Source organism: Vibrio sp. 10N.222.49.C9, from assembly GCF_041474985.1.
Lineage (GTDB): Bacteria > Pseudomonadota > Gammaproteobacteria > Enterobacterales > Vibrionaceae > Vibrio > Vibrio crassostreae_C.
In genome coordinates this window covers 119,036-136,620 of record NZ_JBFRVD010000020.1, presented here as the reverse complement: position 1 = coordinate 136,620, position 17,585 = coordinate 119,036, and the positions used below count along the sequence as shown (strand labels likewise).

General features: G+C 44.2%; 13 protein-coding genes and 1 pseudogene. 9 read left to right on the top strand and 5 right to left on the bottom strand.

Annotation, left to right across the window (positions count from 1 at the left end):
• The first annotated feature begins 181 nt into the window (after window positions 1-181).
• Window positions 182-1,156 carry a L,D-transpeptidase family protein gene (locus AB4585_RS08940; RefSeq protein WP_029235199.1) on the top strand — a complete coding sequence of 325 codons (975 nt, stop codon included), beginning with the start codon at window positions 182-184 and terminating at the stop codon, window positions 1,154-1,156.
• A gap of 157 nt (window positions 1,157-1,313) precedes the next feature.
• On the opposite strand, the gene AB4585_RS08935 is transcribed toward AB4585_RS08940, so the two are convergent.
• The gene (locus AB4585_RS08935) at window positions 1,314-1,580 is read right to left on the bottom strand and encodes an Lpp/OprI family alanine-zipper lipoprotein (protein WP_017061882.1); all 267 of its coding nucleotides are present in this window, start codon (window positions 1,578-1,580) and stop codon (window positions 1,314-1,316) included.
• Between the two features lie 369 nt (window positions 1,581-1,949).
• Here AB4585_RS08935 and AB4585_RS08930 point away from each other — a divergent pair, with 369 nt between their 5' ends.
• Window positions 1,950-3,281 (top strand): DEAD/DEAH box helicase, encoded by a 1,332-nt coding sequence (locus AB4585_RS08930; RefSeq protein WP_017061883.1) that lies wholly within the window; start codon window positions 1,950-1,952, stop codon window positions 3,279-3,281.
• Window positions 3,282-3,396: 115 nt separating this feature from the next.
• On the opposite strand, the gene AB4585_RS08925 is transcribed toward AB4585_RS08930, so the two are convergent.
• Entirely contained in the window at window positions 3,397-4,644 is a 1,248-nt protein-coding gene (locus tag AB4585_RS08925; RefSeq protein ID WP_372169616.1) for an SGNH/GDSL hydrolase family protein, read from the bottom strand.
• A 487-nt stretch (window positions 4,645-5,131) separates the two neighbouring features.
• Here AB4585_RS08925 and AB4585_RS08920 point away from each other — a divergent pair, with 487 nt between their 5' ends.
• Window positions 5,132-6,073 carry a lipase family alpha/beta hydrolase gene (locus tag AB4585_RS08920; RefSeq protein ID WP_372169588.1) on the top strand — a complete coding sequence of 314 codons (942 nt, stop codon included), beginning with the start codon at window positions 5,132-5,134 and terminating at the stop codon, window positions 6,071-6,073.
• Between the two features lie 38 nt (window positions 6,074-6,111).
• A complete protein-coding gene (locus AB4585_RS08915) occupies window positions 6,112-6,999 on the top strand; it encodes a lipase secretion chaperone (protein ID WP_065583797.1) in 888 nt (295 codons plus the stop codon).
• Between the two features lie 107 nt (window positions 7,000-7,106).
• Here AB4585_RS08915 and AB4585_RS08910 read toward each other — a convergent pair whose 3' ends face one another.
• A complete protein-coding gene (locus AB4585_RS08910) occupies window positions 7,107-8,750 on the bottom strand; it encodes a methyl-accepting chemotaxis protein (protein WP_136981746.1) in 1,644 nt (547 codons plus the stop codon).
• 480 nt (window positions 8,751-9,230) lie between these two features.
• Between AB4585_RS08910 and AB4585_RS08905 the strand changes: the two genes are divergently transcribed.
• From AB4585_RS08905 to AB4585_RS08885, 5 genes are all read left to right on the top strand, one after another.
• Window positions 9,231-10,052 carry a phosphate ABC transporter substrate-binding protein gene (locus AB4585_RS08905; RefSeq protein ID WP_017064254.1) on the top strand — a complete coding sequence of 274 codons (822 nt, stop codon included), beginning with the start codon at window positions 9,231-9,233 and terminating at the stop codon, window positions 10,050-10,052.
• Between the two features lie 111 nt (window positions 10,053-10,163).
• A complete protein-coding gene (gene pstC / locus AB4585_RS08900; protein ID WP_050643356.1) occupies window positions 10,164-11,093 on the top strand; it encodes a phosphate ABC transporter permease subunit PstC in 930 nt (309 codons plus the stop codon).
• Window positions 11,094-11,108: 15 nt separating this feature from the next.
• Complete coding sequence (gene pstA / locus AB4585_RS08895) at window positions 11,109-11,972, top strand: phosphate ABC transporter permease PstA (RefSeq protein WP_017064256.1); 864 nt, start codon at window positions 11,109-11,111, stop codon at window positions 11,970-11,972.
• A gap of 90 nt (window positions 11,973-12,062) precedes the next feature.
• On the top strand, window positions 12,063-12,812 hold the full coding sequence (gene pstB / locus AB4585_RS08890) for a phosphate ABC transporter ATP-binding protein PstB (RefSeq protein WP_004732036.1): 750 nt from the start codon (window positions 12,063-12,065) through the stop codon (window positions 12,810-12,812).
• Between the two features lie 335 nt (window positions 12,813-13,147).
• Entirely contained in the window at window positions 13,148-15,292 is a 2,145-nt protein-coding gene (locus tag AB4585_RS08885) for a GGDEF domain-containing protein (protein ID WP_372169585.1), read from the top strand.
• 69 nt (window positions 15,293-15,361) lie between these two features.
• Here AB4585_RS08885 and AB4585_RS08880 read toward each other — a convergent pair whose 3' ends face one another.
• Together AB4585_RS08880 and AB4585_RS08875 are read right to left on the bottom strand one after the other, a co-directional pair.
• Window positions 15,362-17,041 (bottom strand): BatD family protein, encoded by a 1,680-nt coding sequence (locus AB4585_RS08880; protein WP_372169582.1) that lies wholly within the window; start codon window positions 17,039-17,041, stop codon window positions 15,362-15,364.
• 2 nt (window positions 17,042-17,043) lie between these two features.
• A pseudogene (locus AB4585_RS08875) lies at window positions 17,044-17,585 on the bottom strand (hypothetical protein); the annotation flags it as partial.

Sequence of the window (17,585 nt, the reverse complement as noted above, 5' to 3'; positions counted from 1 at the left end):
GATAACCAAATATGTTGAAAGCGTAAAGGCAATCGATTTTGTATGGGTAAATTGCAAGTGAATGAGAAGAAAAGGCTTACATATAAACTTGTTGCCTATTAGTTTCGAGACAACAATACGTTGTAGAGACGTTTGATCAGAGATAATCTAAACTTTGATAAAAGACAAACCAAGGATTTGTATGTCGTATTGCGTTAACTCGACGCCTTTGCAGTCAATGAAAACACGACTCCACAGGGCGGCGTCGCTTGTTGTAAGAACTACTTTGCTTGCCAGCGGGATAGCTTCATCGTGGGTGTCTGCTGCAACCTTTGAATTGCCACCAACGGAAAGCCGCATTGTGGGCAGAATCCAGCAGCATGAAGTGGCGGCGGGCGAAACCTTGGCCATCATTGCCAAGCAATACGATATTGGTTTTCTCTCTTTAATGGCAGCCAACAAAGGGGTGGATCCTTTTCTTCCCGCGGAAGGCTATGTGTTAAGCATTCCAAGCCGCTTGATTTTGCCTGACACCCCAAGAAAGGGGATTGTCATCAATCTTGCTGAGTTAAGGTTGTATTACTTTGAGCCTGAGAAAAATCAGGTGCATGTTTTCCCTGTCGGCATCGGTCGAGTGGGGCGTGATACTCCCGAGATGATCACCAAGATAAGCCAAAAAAGACCGAATCCAACATGGACGCCACCAAATTCAATCCGCAACGAGTATCTTGAAAAGGGCATTGAATTACCGAGAGTGGTTCCTGCCGGGCCGGAAAATCCATTGGGAGAGTACGCTTTGAGGCTTGCTTATGGCGCTGGCGACTATTTGATCCATGGTACAAACAAAGATTTCGGGATAGGTTTACGAGTTAGCTCTGGTTGTATCCGAATGGAACCTAAAGACATTGAGTGGCTGTTTGAGCAAGTGAACCGTGGTGAACAGGTCACCATTATCAATGAGCCGATTAAGGTGTCATTAGAGCCTGATAGAAGTGTGTTTGTAGAAGCGCACGAGCCATTAACTCGAAGTGATGGTTCAAAGAAATCATTACAGATCCCTGTGGAACTAAAATGGTGGCTTGAAGACGCAGAACTGCCAAATTCAAAGGCGAAAGCGGTTATCTTTGCTCAAAACGGCGTACCTGTAGAGATAGCACCACCTGTGATTGAGTTTTAATTCGATTGCCTCTTCTGCAACAAGGGGCGGTTTTATCTTGTTTACTCGCATTAGTGTCACCCAAAAAAAGCACCACATCCGATAAGAAGTGGTGCTGTCTATATACTGCTTTTTGCGACTTATTTAATCTACAGCTTAATCGCGATTAGATCTCAAACTACTTAGTGTAAGACTCAGCGATGTTGTCGATGCGTTCGTTAGCACGATCCGCTTCTTCTTTCGCTGCCATAGCGGCTGCTTCTGCTTCTTGAGCCTTCATTTCTGCGGCTGCTTTGTCACTCTTAAGTGCTTCAACTTCGCTTGTAAGTTGAGCCACTTGGTTAGTTAGTTGATCCATTTCTGACACTGCAGCTTCTTCTGGTTCTGAAGAACAACCGGCTAAAATGAAAACTGATGCTGCAGCTGCGATTAACGTCTTATTCATAAGAACTCCTTGCTTATTTATCATCAAAAGATGCGCTATACATTCTTTATCATATAGTCGCTTCATTAATGATTGTAGCGACTAATTTTTTAACTGCAAAAACAATAACTAAAGAAATTGCTAAATTTTTGAGGTAATTAGCTAAGTATCACGTTGTGTCTCATTTATGAGATGAAGGATTTAGAGACGACTTGAAGGTGTTTTTGGAGAGCTATCCCTTTGCTAGCAATGCATACGTTGTTCTAGCTAAAGATAGATAAAGGGATAAAGGGATAAATTTACTGTGATCTCTATCCTTATAAAGTACTTTCGCGGTATCATGTCACGTTAAATTAATTTTATTCAATACCATCATGACTGGAGAGTCCTTTGCACTTTAAAGATTTAGGCTTAGATAACCGCTTACTGAAGAACTTAAAACATTACGACTTCAAGAAGGCGACAGAGATCCAATCAAAAGCGATCCCTGTTGCTATTGCTGGTAAGGATCTATTGGCTTCATCAAAAACGGGATCAGGAAAAACATTGGCGTTTGTGTTGCCAATGATACATAAAGCATTAAAAACAAAAGCGTTTTCTGCTAAAGATCCTCGTGGTGTAATTTTGGCTCCTACTCGTGAGCTAGCGAAGCAAGTTTACGGCGAACTGCGTAGCATGCTTGGTGGTCTGTCTTATGAAGCGGCGCTTATCTTAGGTGGTGAGAACTTTAACGACCAAGTTAAAGCACTGCGTAAGTACCCTCGTTTTATCGTTGCGACTCCAGGCCGTCTTGCTGACCACCTAGAACATCGTTCATTGTTCCTAGATGGTGTTGAAACGCTAATCCTTGATGAAGCGGACCGTATGCTTGATCTGGGTTTCGCTCCAGAACTTCGTCGCATTGCCAATGCAGCTAAACACCGTCGTCGTCAAACGTTGATGTTCTCTGCAACGTTAGATCACGCTGAAGTAAATGGCATTGCAAATGAAATGCTAGACGCACCTAAGCGTATCTCTGTTGGTGTTTCTAACGAGCAACACTTAGATATCACACAGAAATTCTACTTATGTGATCACCTAGATCACAAAGAAGCGATTTTAGACCGTGTACTGGAAGAAGCTGAATACCGTCAGGTAATGATCTTCACAGCAACACGCGCTGATACTGACCGTTTAACAGATAAGTTGAACGAGAAGAAGCTTAAAGCGGTAGCACTGAGTGGTAACCTAAACCAAACGCAACGTAATGCTATTATGAGCCAGTTCGAGCGTGCGGTTTACAAGATCTTGGTAACTACCGATGTTGCTTCACGTGGTATTGATATTCCAAACGTGAGCCACGTTATCAACTTTGATATGCCTAAGCATACGGAAGAGTACGTGCACCGTGTAGGTCGTACTGGCCGTGCGGGTAACAAAGGCGATGCGATTTCTTTGGTTGGTCCAAAAGACTGGGACAGCTTCAAGCGTGTTGAACTTTACCTTCAACAAGATTTGACCTTCTCTGTACTTGAAGGCCTAAAAGGTAAATTCAAAGGCATTAAGCCACGTAAACCTGCGTTTGCTAAAGGCGGTCCTGCTAAGAAGAAGACCAACACTCAAGCGAAGAAAACGCCGAAGAAACCAGTTAAGCGCGATAAGAGCTTCCACCAAAATGTGGCCGTGGGTGATACCGTGTTTATCCCTAAGAAGAAAGTCGCACCAAAAGTGGACGACGAGTAATCACCAGCCAGTTTTAAAGCGTTTGCTAGTAAAACTGACATAAATAAAAACCGCCAATATTAGGCGGTTTTTTTGTATCTCGACCTTGGCTCAGCCATTACTTTTCGATATTTAGTTAGAAATTGAACGTCGAGAACGAATACGCCAAGATGTGGTCGGCAATGTATTTGTGTGTGGCGGTGGTTGGGTGCGTCACGCCCCAGAATACATAACTGTCTGAACCATAGGTGGCACAGTCATTGGTTAAGCTGTGGCTTCGCAAGTAGTCCGCGGCTGAGCTTCGATTGATATTAAGACAAGCATCACTCGCGTTTCGAAAGCCATGTTGTTCTGGGTTATCGGTAATGCTGGCGAACAACGCACTTGCATCGAACAACACCACGTTTTTCCCCATACCTTGGTAATACTCGGCTTGAGCTTTGATGAACTGGTTGAATTCTAAGATCTTGCCACGAACTTTTATTATCTCTTGTTCGGTAGAGTATTTGAATTGAGGGGCTTTGGTTGCATCGGGTAAGGTGAACAGCAGGATATTGTTCGCACCAGATTCTGTTAAGCGGATCAGCGCGCTGCTAAAGTCAGCCTTTACATCGGCGACTTCTCGGTTGTAATTCATGAAGTCATTGAGGCCAAACTCTAAAGTAAACAGTGAGTTTTCCGGACGATAGTTTTTGGCGACTTTCATGTAGGTCAGATAAGAGGTGACTTGATCATATACACCAGTCAATGCCACGTATTGGTTGGTACCTGCGGCGCCACCCACAGCCCAGTTATACAGAGGGACATCTTTCGCTTTTGCTAAATACTCCGTCCAGACTAAACCATTCGAAAAGTGCCCTAAAAACCACGAATCTGCGTTCGGAAAAAACCATTGTGAGCCATTAAATAGATTACCAGTGTCGGACAGGCTATCACCAAAGGTGACAATACGATTGATGCTATTGGCCTGGAACGCGTTATCGTTGGTCCAGATGGAGTGGTTGTAAGAGAAGCGATTATCTGCGGCAAAGTAGGTGATGTCAGCGGCGTCATGTTGGATGTCGAGCGTCTGTTCGCAACGCTGTTTGATTTCAGATTGAGGCGCATCACTGTAGAACATGTTTTTGAAAGAAACAGAAGACCACCAATATCCGTTGATCGTGTAGTAATCACCACTCTCTTTCTTTGCCCACTTCCAGTCGGTGGCTAGGGAATCATGAGAGGCATCGGTTCGATACCAACATCTAACATATGAATAGGTCTCTGAGCCTTGTGCACTGAGTACTTGTGCAGATGTAATTGATTCAGGTGTTGGTATTGAGTCTTCAGCGGCATAAGCGCCAAAAGGCAGGGCTAACGTGAGTATTAAAGCCGTATTTTTCATCACTGTATTCTCTTTTATATTTAGATGAGCCAAACAGAAACGCTGTTGCTTGTTGCTTGTTGCTTGTTTCTTGATAAGTGGATAAGTAAATAACTGGTACGACCTATATCTAAAATCAATAATTAGCGTCAATATATTCAGGGTTGTGGTGTGTCGTTAATGGAATAAGCCTCAAGTTATCAACGAGTTTTGGTTGAAAAATACCTGTTTCCAAACGGTTATTTGTCGAATAATTTTGGTTTATTGAGAATGTTGAATTGATATTTGAGTCGGGATATTGAAAGAACAATCTCATCAACCTTAGTTAAATGTTAATTTAATCAATTGCTTATGTTTTTTTCTCCTGATTCTGTTTGCCTGATGTTCATCGCACCTGTTTAATTCAAGTTCGCCATCACAAATATGAAGTCGTTACTTTCTGTTTTATAAAATCATCATCTACGGTTCTTTTACTCATCAGAGGTCTAATCTGTTTAGGGAAAGAGCATTGAAAAAGATATTAATTTGGACGATAGCCTGCCTATCCAGTTTTGGCGTATATGCCGGAACGAGCGCATCAGCATTAGAAGCCAGCGGATACACTGAAACGAAATACCCCATTATGTTGGTACATGGTCTGTTTGGTTTCGATACATTAGCGGGCGTTGACTATTTCTATGGCGTACCTGAATCCCTAACCAAAGATGGCGCGAACGTATATGTCGCTCACGTCTCTGCAACCAACAGTTCAGAGGTCCGTGGTGAACAGTTACTCAGCCAAGTTGAAACGCTGTTAGCTGCAACAGGAGCAAGTAAGGTGAATCTGGTTGGTCATAGCCACGGTGGGCCTACGGCTCGTTATGTTGCGTCAGTTCGACCTGATCTTGTTGCTTCAGTGACCAGTATTGGCGGTGTGCATAAAGGTTCTAAGGTCGCTGATCTCGTTCGAGGGAACGTATCTGAAGGCTCTGTCACAGAAGGTATCGCGGTTAAATTAGCAGGTGGATTAACGACACTGATTAACCTTTTATCTGGTGGAACGGATCTCGACCAAGACGGCCTCGCTTCTCTTGAAGCATTGACCACAGAAGGCTCGCTAGCCTTCAACCAGTTTTACCCTGAGGGCGTTCCGACGTCTGAGTGTGGCGATGGTGAGTGGCAAGCAAGTAACGGCGTTTATTACTATTCATGGACAGGGTCTTCCACTTTTACCAACCTTCTTGATCCTACCGACGGAGCGATGACAATCCTAGGCTTAGCCTTCAACGAACCTAATGATGGCTTAGTAGGAGCATGCAGCGCGCATTTGGGCAAAGTGATTGGTGATGATTACAAAATGAACCACCTAGATGAGATTAATGGGTTATTGGGAATTCACCACTTGTTTGAGACAGATCCTGTAACTCTATATCGTCAGCATGCCAATCGATTGAAGTTGGCTGGCTTGTAGTCTGCAAAGCCGTTTAACAAGAAAACAAGGGAAGTATGATGAAAAAGACCGCCATTTTGTCGATAACCACGATAGCCCTGATGAGCACAGCGGCGGTCTTTTTATATCTAAATAATCAAGATACACATACTGACGACGAACAACGCGTCTCCTCATTGAAAGTCACCTCTCAGCAAGATACCGACATCGATAACGCATCAGCAAAAGACATGATGGAATATTTCGTGTCAGGTAATACAGAATTAACCCTTGAAGATATTCGAGACAACGTGGCGAAACACCACGAACAATCATCAACAACCGTGGTTGATGAAGCACTGTTTGCCAAATATCTTGAGTATAAGTCGGCACTGACATCGTTGGACGTGCAGTTCGGTACCACATCCATTTCCGCTGATGATCTACGTGCACTCAATCAAGCGCTCCTTGACCTCCAAGCTCAGTTTTTCAGTGAGAGCGAGATAAGTATTCTGTTTACGCACGACAACAGAATGAGAGAAATCGCCTTAGAAAAGTTACTTCTGAAACAGGAGGGATTAGAGGATGAAGAATACCAACAAAGACTCGAATCCTATCTATCTGAGCAACCTGATTATGTTCAGTCGAGTCACCAGAATCAGGTGTTACTCCAACAGCTCTCTAGCTCTGAAGGTCTCGATGAACAGGGTAAATACTTAAAGAGAAGCGAACTTGTCGGTGAAGAAGCAACCCAGAGACTTGAAGCACTTGATAAACAAAGAGCGGCCTTTGAAGACTCGTTAGAGGTCTACTTCGCAGAACGAAATGATGTCTTGAAAGATTCATTCCTATCAAAAACCGAACAACAAGAGAAGATTGCGCAACTTAGGACTGAACATTTCCTACCAGAACAGCTTAGAAGGGTAGAAGCGATTGAAAGAATTCGAGCGGCTGAATCTCGTCAGTAGTGTCTAAAAGCGAAAAACCAGCCATGATGGCTGGCTTTTTGTTTATCGGCGAGTTCTAAAGAGCATACAGCCTGAATCTGTTTGCCTTGAACTTCGTACCTTGAAGCCTATACCTTAAAGTAATCCAACTGCTGCTTCTGTTGTTCTGCTAGGTTAGAAAGCTCGTGGCTTGCTGCAGCGGCTTGAGTAATGCCGGTAACGTTTTGGCTTACTAGGCTGTAGATGTTTGAGATGTTACGGTTGATGTCTGAGGTTACTTGGCTTTGCTCTTCGGCGGCAGAGGCAACCTGAGTGTTAATCTCAGTCATGTCCGTTACCGAGTTAGCAATGCCTGAAAGCGCCGCGCTTACTTCACCTGCAAGAGTTTGGTTGTGTTCCAGCATAGATAATGAGCTGCTCATGCTTTCATTCGCGTTACCGGATTGAACCTGCAAACCTTCTATGATGGTTTGGATCTCTTTGGTTGAATCTTGTGTACGTGCCGCTAGCATTCGAACTTCATCAGCAACCACTGCGAAACCACGCCCGCTTTCACCTGCACGAGCGGCTTCAATTGCTGCGTTAAGCGCAAGTAGGTTAGTTTGTTCAGAGATACTTTGAATCACCTCAATCACTTTACCAATCTGTTCAGAGTGCTCTTTTAGCGTACCCACAACATTTGCAGCTTCGCTTAGCTGAATCGCCATCTGTTCGTTAGCTTTGTTGCTTTCATTAAACAAGCTCATGCTGTGTGTCGCCATTTCGTCAGCTTGCTTAGACGCTGAGTCGGCTTGTACTGCGTTCTCATTAACGTGTGCTGCTGTGCTTTCCAATTGGTTCACAGCAGAAGCAACTTGCTCCACCTCTTGCTTCTCTTGGTCTGAGTTAACGCTGGACTGTGTCATTACAGCCGCCAGCTCTGTCGACGCAGAAGCCACTTCGATACTGATTCGAGACAGCGAGCTTACCGTGTCACGCAGCTGTTCAACAGACTGGTTTACGTCTTGCGCTAGGCGTGAGATTTCGTTGTCGCCATACTCTTCTGCTTTAACTAACAAGTTACCTTTTGCTACTTCCCGCATCGTTTCTTGAATGTTGCTGATCGGCTTAACAATGATACCAGCCAGCGTCCAACTGATAATTAGAGCTACAGATAGGATCACTAGAAGCGCAATGGTTGCGGTATCGAGTGTGCTGGTGTGTTGCTGACCATTGATGTCGACTTCTTGAGTCGCAAGCAGATTCAACTTTTTAGAAAGCGTGTTGATCGCTTGCACCATGTCATTACCCGCGTGTCGGTATTGGTCGATTGCGATCTGGTAGCGGTTTTCAAAATCTGAAGAGAGTGATGTATCGCCGTGTTTCGCTCTTAATAGAGGAAGCATGGTGGTGCGAGAAAAGTCGACATAGTGATTCATCGCTTTGTTCATCGCCGCTACTTCATCTTGCATGCCTGGCACTGTGTCTAATGAATTCAGTAGGCGAGTATTCTGATCACGTTTTTGGTTTAGTGTTTCAACCAGTGTTTTTACGTCATCAGCATTGAATAGACTGTAAATCGCTTTGATACGCATGCCATAGCTGTTGTCGACGATTTCGCTGAGTTCTTCTTTATGTAAGATTAATTGGTCGGTTGCTACTGACACATCTTTGAATGCACTTTCTAGCTTTTCACCACCGATAATGACACCGGCTAAAAGTAAAACGACGGAAAATAGTACGGGTATAAGAATTTGTATTTTGATTGATAAGCCACTGAGAAGTTGGCGCATGTAATGTCCTTTTTTGAATAAAATAAATAGATGAGAATTATTATTATTAGAATTAATTGGCGATTCTAACTAATGAGACTGACAATTCAATCAATAAAGGCTTTGATTTCGTTATATGCGATAGGTATTTGATATGGATGGTTGTTTATTGTTCGAAATGGCGATAAAGGTGCATCTTTTTATCCATCGTCTTAGGGCCGCTTGATTGATAAATAGAGAAATATATTGGTTAGTGTTGGATATAAATAGAGAGGGAAATCTAGTTTTTTGGTGCTAAAACGATGGTGAGACCTGCATTCAATAACTGCATCTGATGGGCGCGCGACTATCAATTAGTCGAGTAGGAGAGAAATTAGCCATTAATTTGTAGTTGTCATATAGGCTTCAATTAAGTGAAACACAACTGTCACATTCGGATTCTAAAGTAGGCCTCGTTCAAGCAAAACATTACGGCAATAACGCCACTAAAGGAAATTTGTGATGAAAAAGACAGTTATCGGTGCAATCGCACTACTAGGCGCTCTAACAGTGAATACAGCTTCAGCTAAAGAAACTATCTCTGTAGTTGGCTCTAACAGTGCTTCTCCACTGGTTGAAGTTTTTGCAGAAACCTACATGAATAAAGGCGAACCAGTGTTCATCGAAATTCAAGCACCAGGTTCTTCTGCAGGCATCAAAGCAGCAAAAAATGGAAGTGCTGACCTTGGTATCTCTTCTCGTGACCTAAAAGAAGAAGAGAAAACAGCTGACCTGAAAGAGCTAGTTATCGCTCGTGACGGGATCGCAGTTGTTGTAAACCCAAATAACGAAGTATCTGCTCTTACAGCTGAGCAAATCACTTCAATCTACAAAGGCGATATCACTAACTGGAAAGATGTTGGCGGTGCTGACAAGCCAATCGTAGCAATCACTCGTGATACTGCATCTGGTACACGTGGCGCATTCGAAGACATCATGAAGCTTAAGAAGAAGATTGGCGATAAGAAAGTATCGGCTATCTCTCAACGTGCACAAGTTGCAAACGGTAATGGCGCACTTAAAGTTTCTGTAGCAAGCAACCCATACGCTATCGGCTTTATCTCTCTAGGTACAGTTGACGAATCTGTTCAAGCTCTAACTATCGACGGCGCTGCTGCGACTGTAGACAACGTTAAGAACGGTTCTTACAAAGTTGCTCGCCCATTCCTAGTTCTTTACAAAGCCGGAGCTCCAACAGCTGAAACTCAACAATTCCTAGACTGGATGGTTGCAGATGAAGCTCAAGCTATCGCTGGTAAGAAAGGCTACATCACAGTTAACTAATCTTAACTGACTCAATCTTAATTATTGCTCAGCCTGCTTTAGGCTGAGCCTTTTCTTTCAACTTTGTTTATTTCGAGCTCTTATTGAGCCACAAAGTTTGAGATTTTATATATGACCATCGCAAATAGTGAAAAGCTTATGAATACTGAAGCGACTCAAATCAACAAGCCAAGTCTACGTGCTAAGAAGCGCATTGACTGGAGAGAAAGAATCTTCCACGGCTTGTTCTTATCGAGTGCTATAATCGGCATCGTATCACTAGCCGTTATCGCTTACTTTATCGTTGCAGAGAGTATCCCTGCATTCCAAGAGGCCGGTGTTTCTGGCATCGTTCTGGGTGTTGACTGGTTACCTCCAGCTCTATTCGGTGTTGCAACTATGATTGTTGCATCGATTGTTTCGACACTTGGAGCTGTAGTTGTTGGTGTACCGGTAGGTGTATTAACCGCTATTTTTATTGCTGAGATTGCTCCCAAGCGTCTTGCAGATATTATTCGACCAGCAGTTGAGCTTCTAGCGGGTATCCCGTCGGTAGTTTACGGCTTCTTCGGTCTAGTAATTATCGTTCCAATGATTCAGAACATTTTCCAAGTACCAGCAGGTAACACTATCCTGGCGGGTATCATTGTTCTGGGTATCATGATTCTTCCTACCGTTATAACGGTTTCTGAAACTTCGATTCGTGCTGTACCTCGTACATACAAAGAAGGTTCACTTGCACTGGGTGCTTCGAAAATCTACACGATTTTTAAGCTACTCGTTCCGGCTGCACGTTCAGGCATTATGACTGGTGTGATTTTGGGTATCGGTCGCGCACTTGGCGAAACGATGGCAATCATCATGGTGATGGGTAACGCGCCAGCAATGCCAGAAGGTATTTTGGACTCTGCACGTACGCTAACAGCAAACATTGCAATTGAAATGTCTTACGCAAGTGGCGTTCACGCTAACGCACTGTACGCAACAGGTGTTGTACTTCTAGTGTTCATCATGATGTTAAATGGTGCTCTACTTTATCTTAACCGTGAAAAAGCGAAGTAGGCGAGGATAAGTAATATGGATCGCGTAAAACTAAAACAAGCACGTCAAACCAAAGATAACATCCTAAAAGGTTTTATCTGGGCAGCTGCAGCTGTAACCGTTGGTTTCTTATTCTGGATTATTTGGTACATCCTATCGAACGGTCTGCAATATGTAGATTGGAACTTCATCACTGACGATTACACTCGTACTGGTGAAGAGCGTGGTATTTTTCCAATGATCATTGCCACGATCTACATGGTAATTGCATCGATTGCGGTAGCCGCACCACTAGGCATCATGACGGCGATATACTTAACTGAATATGCGAAAGTAGGTAGCCGATTGGTGAAAGTGATTCGATTCTGTACTGAGTCGCTAGCTGGTATCCCATCGATCATCTTTGGTCTGTTCGGTATGACCTTCTTTGTTTCGATTCTTGGTCTTGGCTTCTCGATTCTGTCGGGTGCACTAACGCTAAGTATCCTGATTCTTCCTGTAATCATTCGTACTACAGAAGAAGCATTGATGGCAGTGCCACAAACTTACCGCGAAGGCTCATACGGCCTTGGCGCTTCAAAAATCTACACTATCTGGCGTTTGATCTTACCAAGCGCAATGCCAGGTATCTTAACTTCGGTCATTCTTAGTATTGGTCGTGTAATTGGCGAATCAGCACCTGTATTTTTAACAGCAGGTATGGTGGCACGTGTTCCTGAGTCGGTATTCGATTCTGGCCGTACACTAACGGTTCACCTATATAAGCTGACAACAGAGCTATTTACTATCGATGAGTGGAACCAAGCCTACGGCACGGCGACAGTCCTAATCGTATTGGTTCTCTTGATCAACATGGTTACAAAACTGATTGCGAGACGCTTCAACACGGCAACTTACTAGGCTCATTAGCTGGCTCAACAATAAAGAGAGCCACCGTGATAAAGAAAGCATCAAGTTAGACACGAATTTAAGAATTTAGAGATTACGAATATGAACAAATTTGATATTGAGAACCTGGATCTGTTTTACGGCGACAACCAAGCGCTTAAATCTATCAACCTGCCAATTCCAACGCGTCAGGTTACTGCACTGATTGGCCCATCGGGTTGTGGTAAGTCAACGCTGCTGCGTTGCTTGAACCGCATGAATGACCTAATTGAAGGCGTTACTATCAAAGGTAAGCTGGATATGGATGGCACAAACATCTACGGCAATATTGATGTGGCTGACCTACGTATTCGTGTAGGCATGGTATTCCAAAAGCCAAACCCATTCCCAATGAGCATCTACGAGAACGTCGCTTACGGTTTACGTGCTCAAGGGATCAAAGACAAGAAACACATTGATGAAGTAGTAGAAAGTTCACTACGCAGTGCGGCACTTTGGGATGAAGTGAAAGACCGTCTTAAAGCACACGCATTTGGTTTGTCTGGTGGTCAGCAACAACGTCTATGTATTGCTCGTACGATTGCTATGGAACCGGATGTAATCCTGATGGATGAGCCTACATCGGCACTTGATCCAATCGCGACACACAAGATTGAAGAATTGATGGAAGACCTGAAGAAAGACTTCACTATCGTTATCGTAACGCACTCAATGCAGCAAGCGCGTCGTATCTCAGACCGCACGGCTTTCTTCCTAATGGGAGAGCTTGTAGAGCACAACGAAACGAGTGTTATCTTCAGCGAACCAAAAGATGATCGTACTAAAGGTTACGTAAACGGTGACTTTGGTTAATTCGATTAACTCAGTGCTGTTTTAGTTTTTTAAAGGACAGCACGCTAACTGAAACGCAGGTTAGATAATCGAATAGATCGACAGAATTATCACTATAACTATAAGCGATGGAAGTTTTGCCCCACTCTAATGTGGGGCTTTTTTATGTCGCTAAAAAAGTCTTAATGTCGATGAAATTTTGGGCAGGAAATCCCATTTTTGTCGTCCTTCTCATGCTTGTGATAATGTAAAAAGTGAAATTGCGACCCGCTTAACATCTCATTTTTAGTTACATTGATTGCATATCAAGGCTTCGGTATTTTTGCTTCAATCTCATTAGCCAATGGACGGAAGCTGTGCCTGTTAAAGCCTTTGCAAAACAAATATCTGCTACTCGCGACCACCGTCTGTTGGCAGAATCTCTTTTTGGTTACCTTGTTGAGGTGCTCGCACCAAAAGGGATAGGAGTATTTGCCGAGCCAACACCAGAAGGCGATTCGTTACCCTTATTTTCTTGTGGTGAGCTAACCTCTCTGGAGAATTATCCTGCGACGTTTTGGCCATGGGTTTCTCAATTCGATACCGCAGATGGTGTGCTTCCAATGTCTATCAATACTTGTAAGTGGGAGCACATGGAGGTGCTGGGTGGTGAGTCGTTCATCATGATGCTAGACAACGCGCCTGTCTGCAGAACTTATTTAATTGTTCAAAATTGCAATGCTCACCAGATCAACCAAACCTTCGACCAAGATCTTGATGTCCTTCAACTAGCCGCAGCTCGCTGGCAGTGTATTCGTGCGGAAAAGAACGCTGCGCTGGAGATAAAATACAGAGACACACGTGAAGCGCAGTACCTTGATGAAATTAAGCTGCGAGAGCTATTTGTTGAGAACATGAAACTAGTCCATCAGGTCGCGTTAGAGCTTTCTAATCCGGACTCTTTGGATGCTTTGTATAAGGCTTCTGTTGAGGCAGTGCGCGACCGTCTAGGCTTTGACCGTGCGATCTTCATGTTACTCGATATGAAAAAGCGCTGCTTTAGTGGCACTTACGGCACCGATGAGCGGGGAAAAACTAACAGCGAGCATCATACTCAGTACGATTTACATCAACTTGAAGCCGAATACATTGAGGCGTTGTCTGACAATCACATCAACCTAGTTATTATTGAGAAAGCGCCGCTATACACCGAAGGCAAGGTCGTAGGGCAAGGTTGGAATGGCATGTTGATCTTACGTGAAGGCGATAAACCCGTCGGCTGGATTGCGATGGATAACTACATTCACCGTTCACCCATCACCAATTATCAAAAGCAGATGCTTGAATCCTTTGGATCTCTGCTTTCTCAGATCTACATTCGTAAGCGCCAAGAACAAAATATACGCATGCTGCACTCAAGTATGGTGGAGCTGTCTCGCTGCGATACCGTCAGTGAAGTGTGTAAATCTGCAGTGAGCTTTGCGATTCAGCATTTAGGCATCGACCGACTGGCTGTTTTCCTCACCGATAAAAATTGCAGTTACATGCAAGGTACGTGGGGCACGGACATAAAAGGCGATATTGTCGATGAATCCTATTATCGCTCAGAGCTGGTGGAGCGTGACATTGTCGCCGCAGCTCGTGCTTGCCCTAATCAAGTTGCCTTTGAAGAATCAGTTCCTATCTATCACGATTTCAATATTGTGGGAGTCGGTTGGACGGCAATGACCATGCTCACCACCAATACGGGTGAGCCGATTGCGTTTATCGCTGCTGATAACCTATTAACTCGCAGTCCTTTAACCTCACAGCTTCGTGAGGTAATACGTATCTTCGCTTCGAGCCTTGCTGAGGTGCTGCAAAGAACCATGGCTCAAGAAGAACTGAAAAAGCTCAATGAAACATTGGAGCAAGAAGTCAGTAAGCGTACCCAAGAGCTAGAGTTGGCGAATGAGCAATTGGATATCATTTCTAAGCTTGACCCTCTTACGCGCCTTGGAAACCGCCGTATGTTGTCGCAGGTTCTAGAAGACTTGAACGGTGACGATCAAGGTGCCTTTGCCTTACAGAACGAAATTACATTTGGCTTGATTCTTGTCGACCTCGACCACTTTGGTTTGTACAACAGTGTCTATGGTCATACTGAAGGGGATGCGGCTCTGAGGACGGTAGGTGAGATACTGAATGCCCATGTTCACAATGATAAAGAAACCTTCTGCCGGATTGGCGGAGAGGAGTTTATGTTGTTGATGATTGGCACGAATCACTCAGAGACAAAGCAACGTGCAGAGTCGATTAGAAAATGCATTGAAGAGGCAAAAATCCTGCATTGTGAAAGTAGTACCAGCCCATATTTAACGGCATCCGTTGGCTATGCCTCGATAACTTCTGATCAGCACCAGTTTGACTTCGACCTACTGTATGGCAAGGCAGATAAAGCCTTGTATCAAGCCAAAGACTCTGGGAGAAATCGAATCGTTTCTGCCTTAAAACGTAAAAAAGTCACAGCCTCTCTTTCTTAAAATAAAGGCCGTTGATCTCAAGATGATCAACGGCCTTTGTGTTTTACTGTTCTTGATGAACAGCGTCGACTAAAGATTTTCTAGCGAACTATTATGCTTTTTACTCGCAACTCTCTTGGGCTTCTTCACCGTTTTGATTGCCAGCTCAGGGCTCCATGTTTGGGCTGGTGAACCGGCTTCACCATAAAGGCTTTGGTTTAGCTTGGTGAGTTCGGCTTCAACGGTTTGTAACGTCTCATCACTTAGATCTGTATTTTCAGATTTCCATTGCTCAAATAAGGTTCTGGTCATCACGCCATCTTTCGTTCTTAGAGCTTCAATAAGCGCTTCTGCGGTATCTGATTGACGTTCAACAGTGTGTGTTGGTTTTGTCGTTACACCGCGGCGTGACCAGAAGTAGAATGCCAATGCTGAGCTGATTAGCCACAAAGCTGCAAATAGGGCGGTGAGATAAGGCCAGAATCCTGGGCTATCGACGTTAATCACTGTTGGTGCTGTTTGTTGGAGCGGCGCGCTAGCAACAGGAGGTGTGCTTGATACAACACGATCACTTGCTGTTACTGTTAGCTCTAGGCCCTGAGCTTTACTGGTTTGTTCTGATTGGGCATCAGTATTGAACCAAGCTTGGGAAACATCCGGAAGTGAGATTTTTCCTGCCTCTTTTGGGATTAGAACCTGTTTATGCACCACCACCGCATCGCCGGACTGTGTTGTGCCAAATTGCGGTTTTTCTTCATAAACACGAACCGATTTAGGGTAGGTGATATTCAGTTTTGGTAGTTGGTGCTGCGTTAAGTTACTCGCCGTCATGGTAATAGTACGAGTTAAAGAATCCCCCGCTTCTATTTCGATGGCTTGCTTGTCGCCTTCTAATCCATTGGTACTGGTTAATTCGTTACCTTGGCTATCCGACCATTGCTGTATCAATTTGAAGTTTGATGTTGGTAACCACTCACCCTTGTAGCCTTTTGGCACATCCTTTACGGTGACATCTAAGGTTTCAACGGGTGTGTCGAGTTGGAACAAACGTGTTGTACTAGAGTTATTGGTTGAGTAGACAACAGCTCCTGTTAGCTTCGGCCCGTTCAGCTTAAATTGACCTGCTTTTTGTGACGAGATACGGAAAGACTGTTGAACTACCGTCACCTCTTGTCCATTGAGAACATCTTGAAATTGCTTCGATTCACCAATAGGTTCCACATCTAAGCCCGGCGAGCTCGGTGGCGCTATTTTAGGATCTTGCAGCCTTCTTGGGTCAGCTTTGATGATGAGTTTTACATCAAGCTCAGCCACTTCTTCTGGGTACAGCGAGTTCTTGCTGAGATTAAGCTGGAACTCTGCCATATCATGTTGAGTTGGAGCGGCTTTGTTAATTGCAACATTGATGGTGATAGGCTTGGTTTTTGCCCCTTCAATATCAAAACTCGGGATTTGCAACTTACCCAAACGCAGTGGAGCAAGGCTAATGTTCCATTCACTTGATACCGAACGGCTGCCATTGACGATTCGCATCGAAGACCCAAAGTTTGGTGTGCCAACATAGAAATCCTGCTGGAGCGCTGTTAGATCTAGAGCATCAGAGGAGACCTTTTCATCGGTTGCAACTCTAAGAAGGAACACTTCATCTTTGGTGACACTGTTATGTGAAACGCTCGCCACGGCGTTTGCAGCCAATACTGAGAAGGACGAGAAAGCTCCCAACAACAATGTTAGGAGTACGGATAAAAATGGCTTGTTTAAAAATCGCATGGTTACCACTTTTTGTTCTGGTTGTTAGGAGCACTTTTTTGTCGTGCTTGTAAAATCATTTGCGCTTTAAGCAGTTGGCTCGGGTCACGGGCGCTTTCTACTTGCTCAAGTTTTCGCATGTCAGGGTCGCTCGACAGAGGTTGATCTGAGGTTTGTGCTACAGCTTGCTGACTACTTTGCTCACCATCTTCTTTTGAAGCTTGTTGTGCGCTAGCACTTTGAGGTGTAGCGCCTTCTTGGTCACTCTGTTTCGGCTGATCACTGTTACTTTGTTGCGTGGCTTGCTTGTCGTCTTGTTTAGACTTTTCAGAGTCAGAGTGATTTTCAGGTTGGCCTTGAGATGAGTTTTGGTCTTGGCTACCGCGTTGATCTTGGTTACTGCTTTGATCTTGCGACTTGCCACTGGAGCTTTGTTGTTGATCCTGAGAGCTTTGCGAAGAATCATTTTGCTGACCTTGCTGACCTTGCTGACCTTGCTGACCTTGCTGATTTTGGTCATTCTGGTCTTTGGAGTCAGAATCGCCTTGCTGTTGCTGTTGCTGTT

Bases quoted from the DNA above. Each gene is read 5' to 3' on its own strand.
- AB4585_RS08940 (WP_029235199.1), top strand. From the start codon at position 182: ATGTCGTATTGCGTTAACTCGACGCCTTTGCAGTCAATGAAAACACGA.
- AB4585_RS08935 (WP_017061882.1), bottom strand. From the start codon at position 1,580: ATGAATAAGACGTTAATCGCAGCTGCAGCATCAGTTTTCATTTTAGCC.
- AB4585_RS08925 (WP_372169616.1), bottom strand. From the start codon at position 4,644: ATGAAAAATACGGCTTTAATACTCACGTTAGCCCTGCCTTTTGGCGCT.
- AB4585_RS08915 (WP_065583797.1), top strand. From the start codon at position 6,112: ATGAAAAAGACCGCCATTTTGTCGATAACCACGATAGCCCTGATGAGC.
- AB4585_RS08910 (WP_136981746.1), bottom strand. From the start codon at position 8,750: ATGCGCCAACTTCTCAGTGGCTTATCAATCAAAATACAAATTCTTATA.
- AB4585_RS08905 (WP_017064254.1), top strand. From the start codon at position 9,231: ATGAAAAAGACAGTTATCGGTGCAATCGCACTACTAGGCGCTCTAACA.
- pstC (WP_050643356.1), top strand. From the start codon at position 10,164: ATGACCATCGCAAATAGTGAAAAGCTTATGAATACTGAAGCGACTCAA.
- pstA (WP_017064256.1), top strand. From the start codon at position 11,109: ATGGATCGCGTAAAACTAAAACAAGCACGTCAAACCAAAGATAACATC.
- pstB (WP_004732036.1), top strand. From the start codon at position 12,063: ATGAACAAATTTGATATTGAGAACCTGGATCTGTTTTACGGCGACAAC.
- AB4585_RS08880 (WP_372169582.1), bottom strand. From the start codon at position 17,041: ATGCGATTTTTAAACAAGCCATTTTTATCCGTACTCCTAACATTGTTG.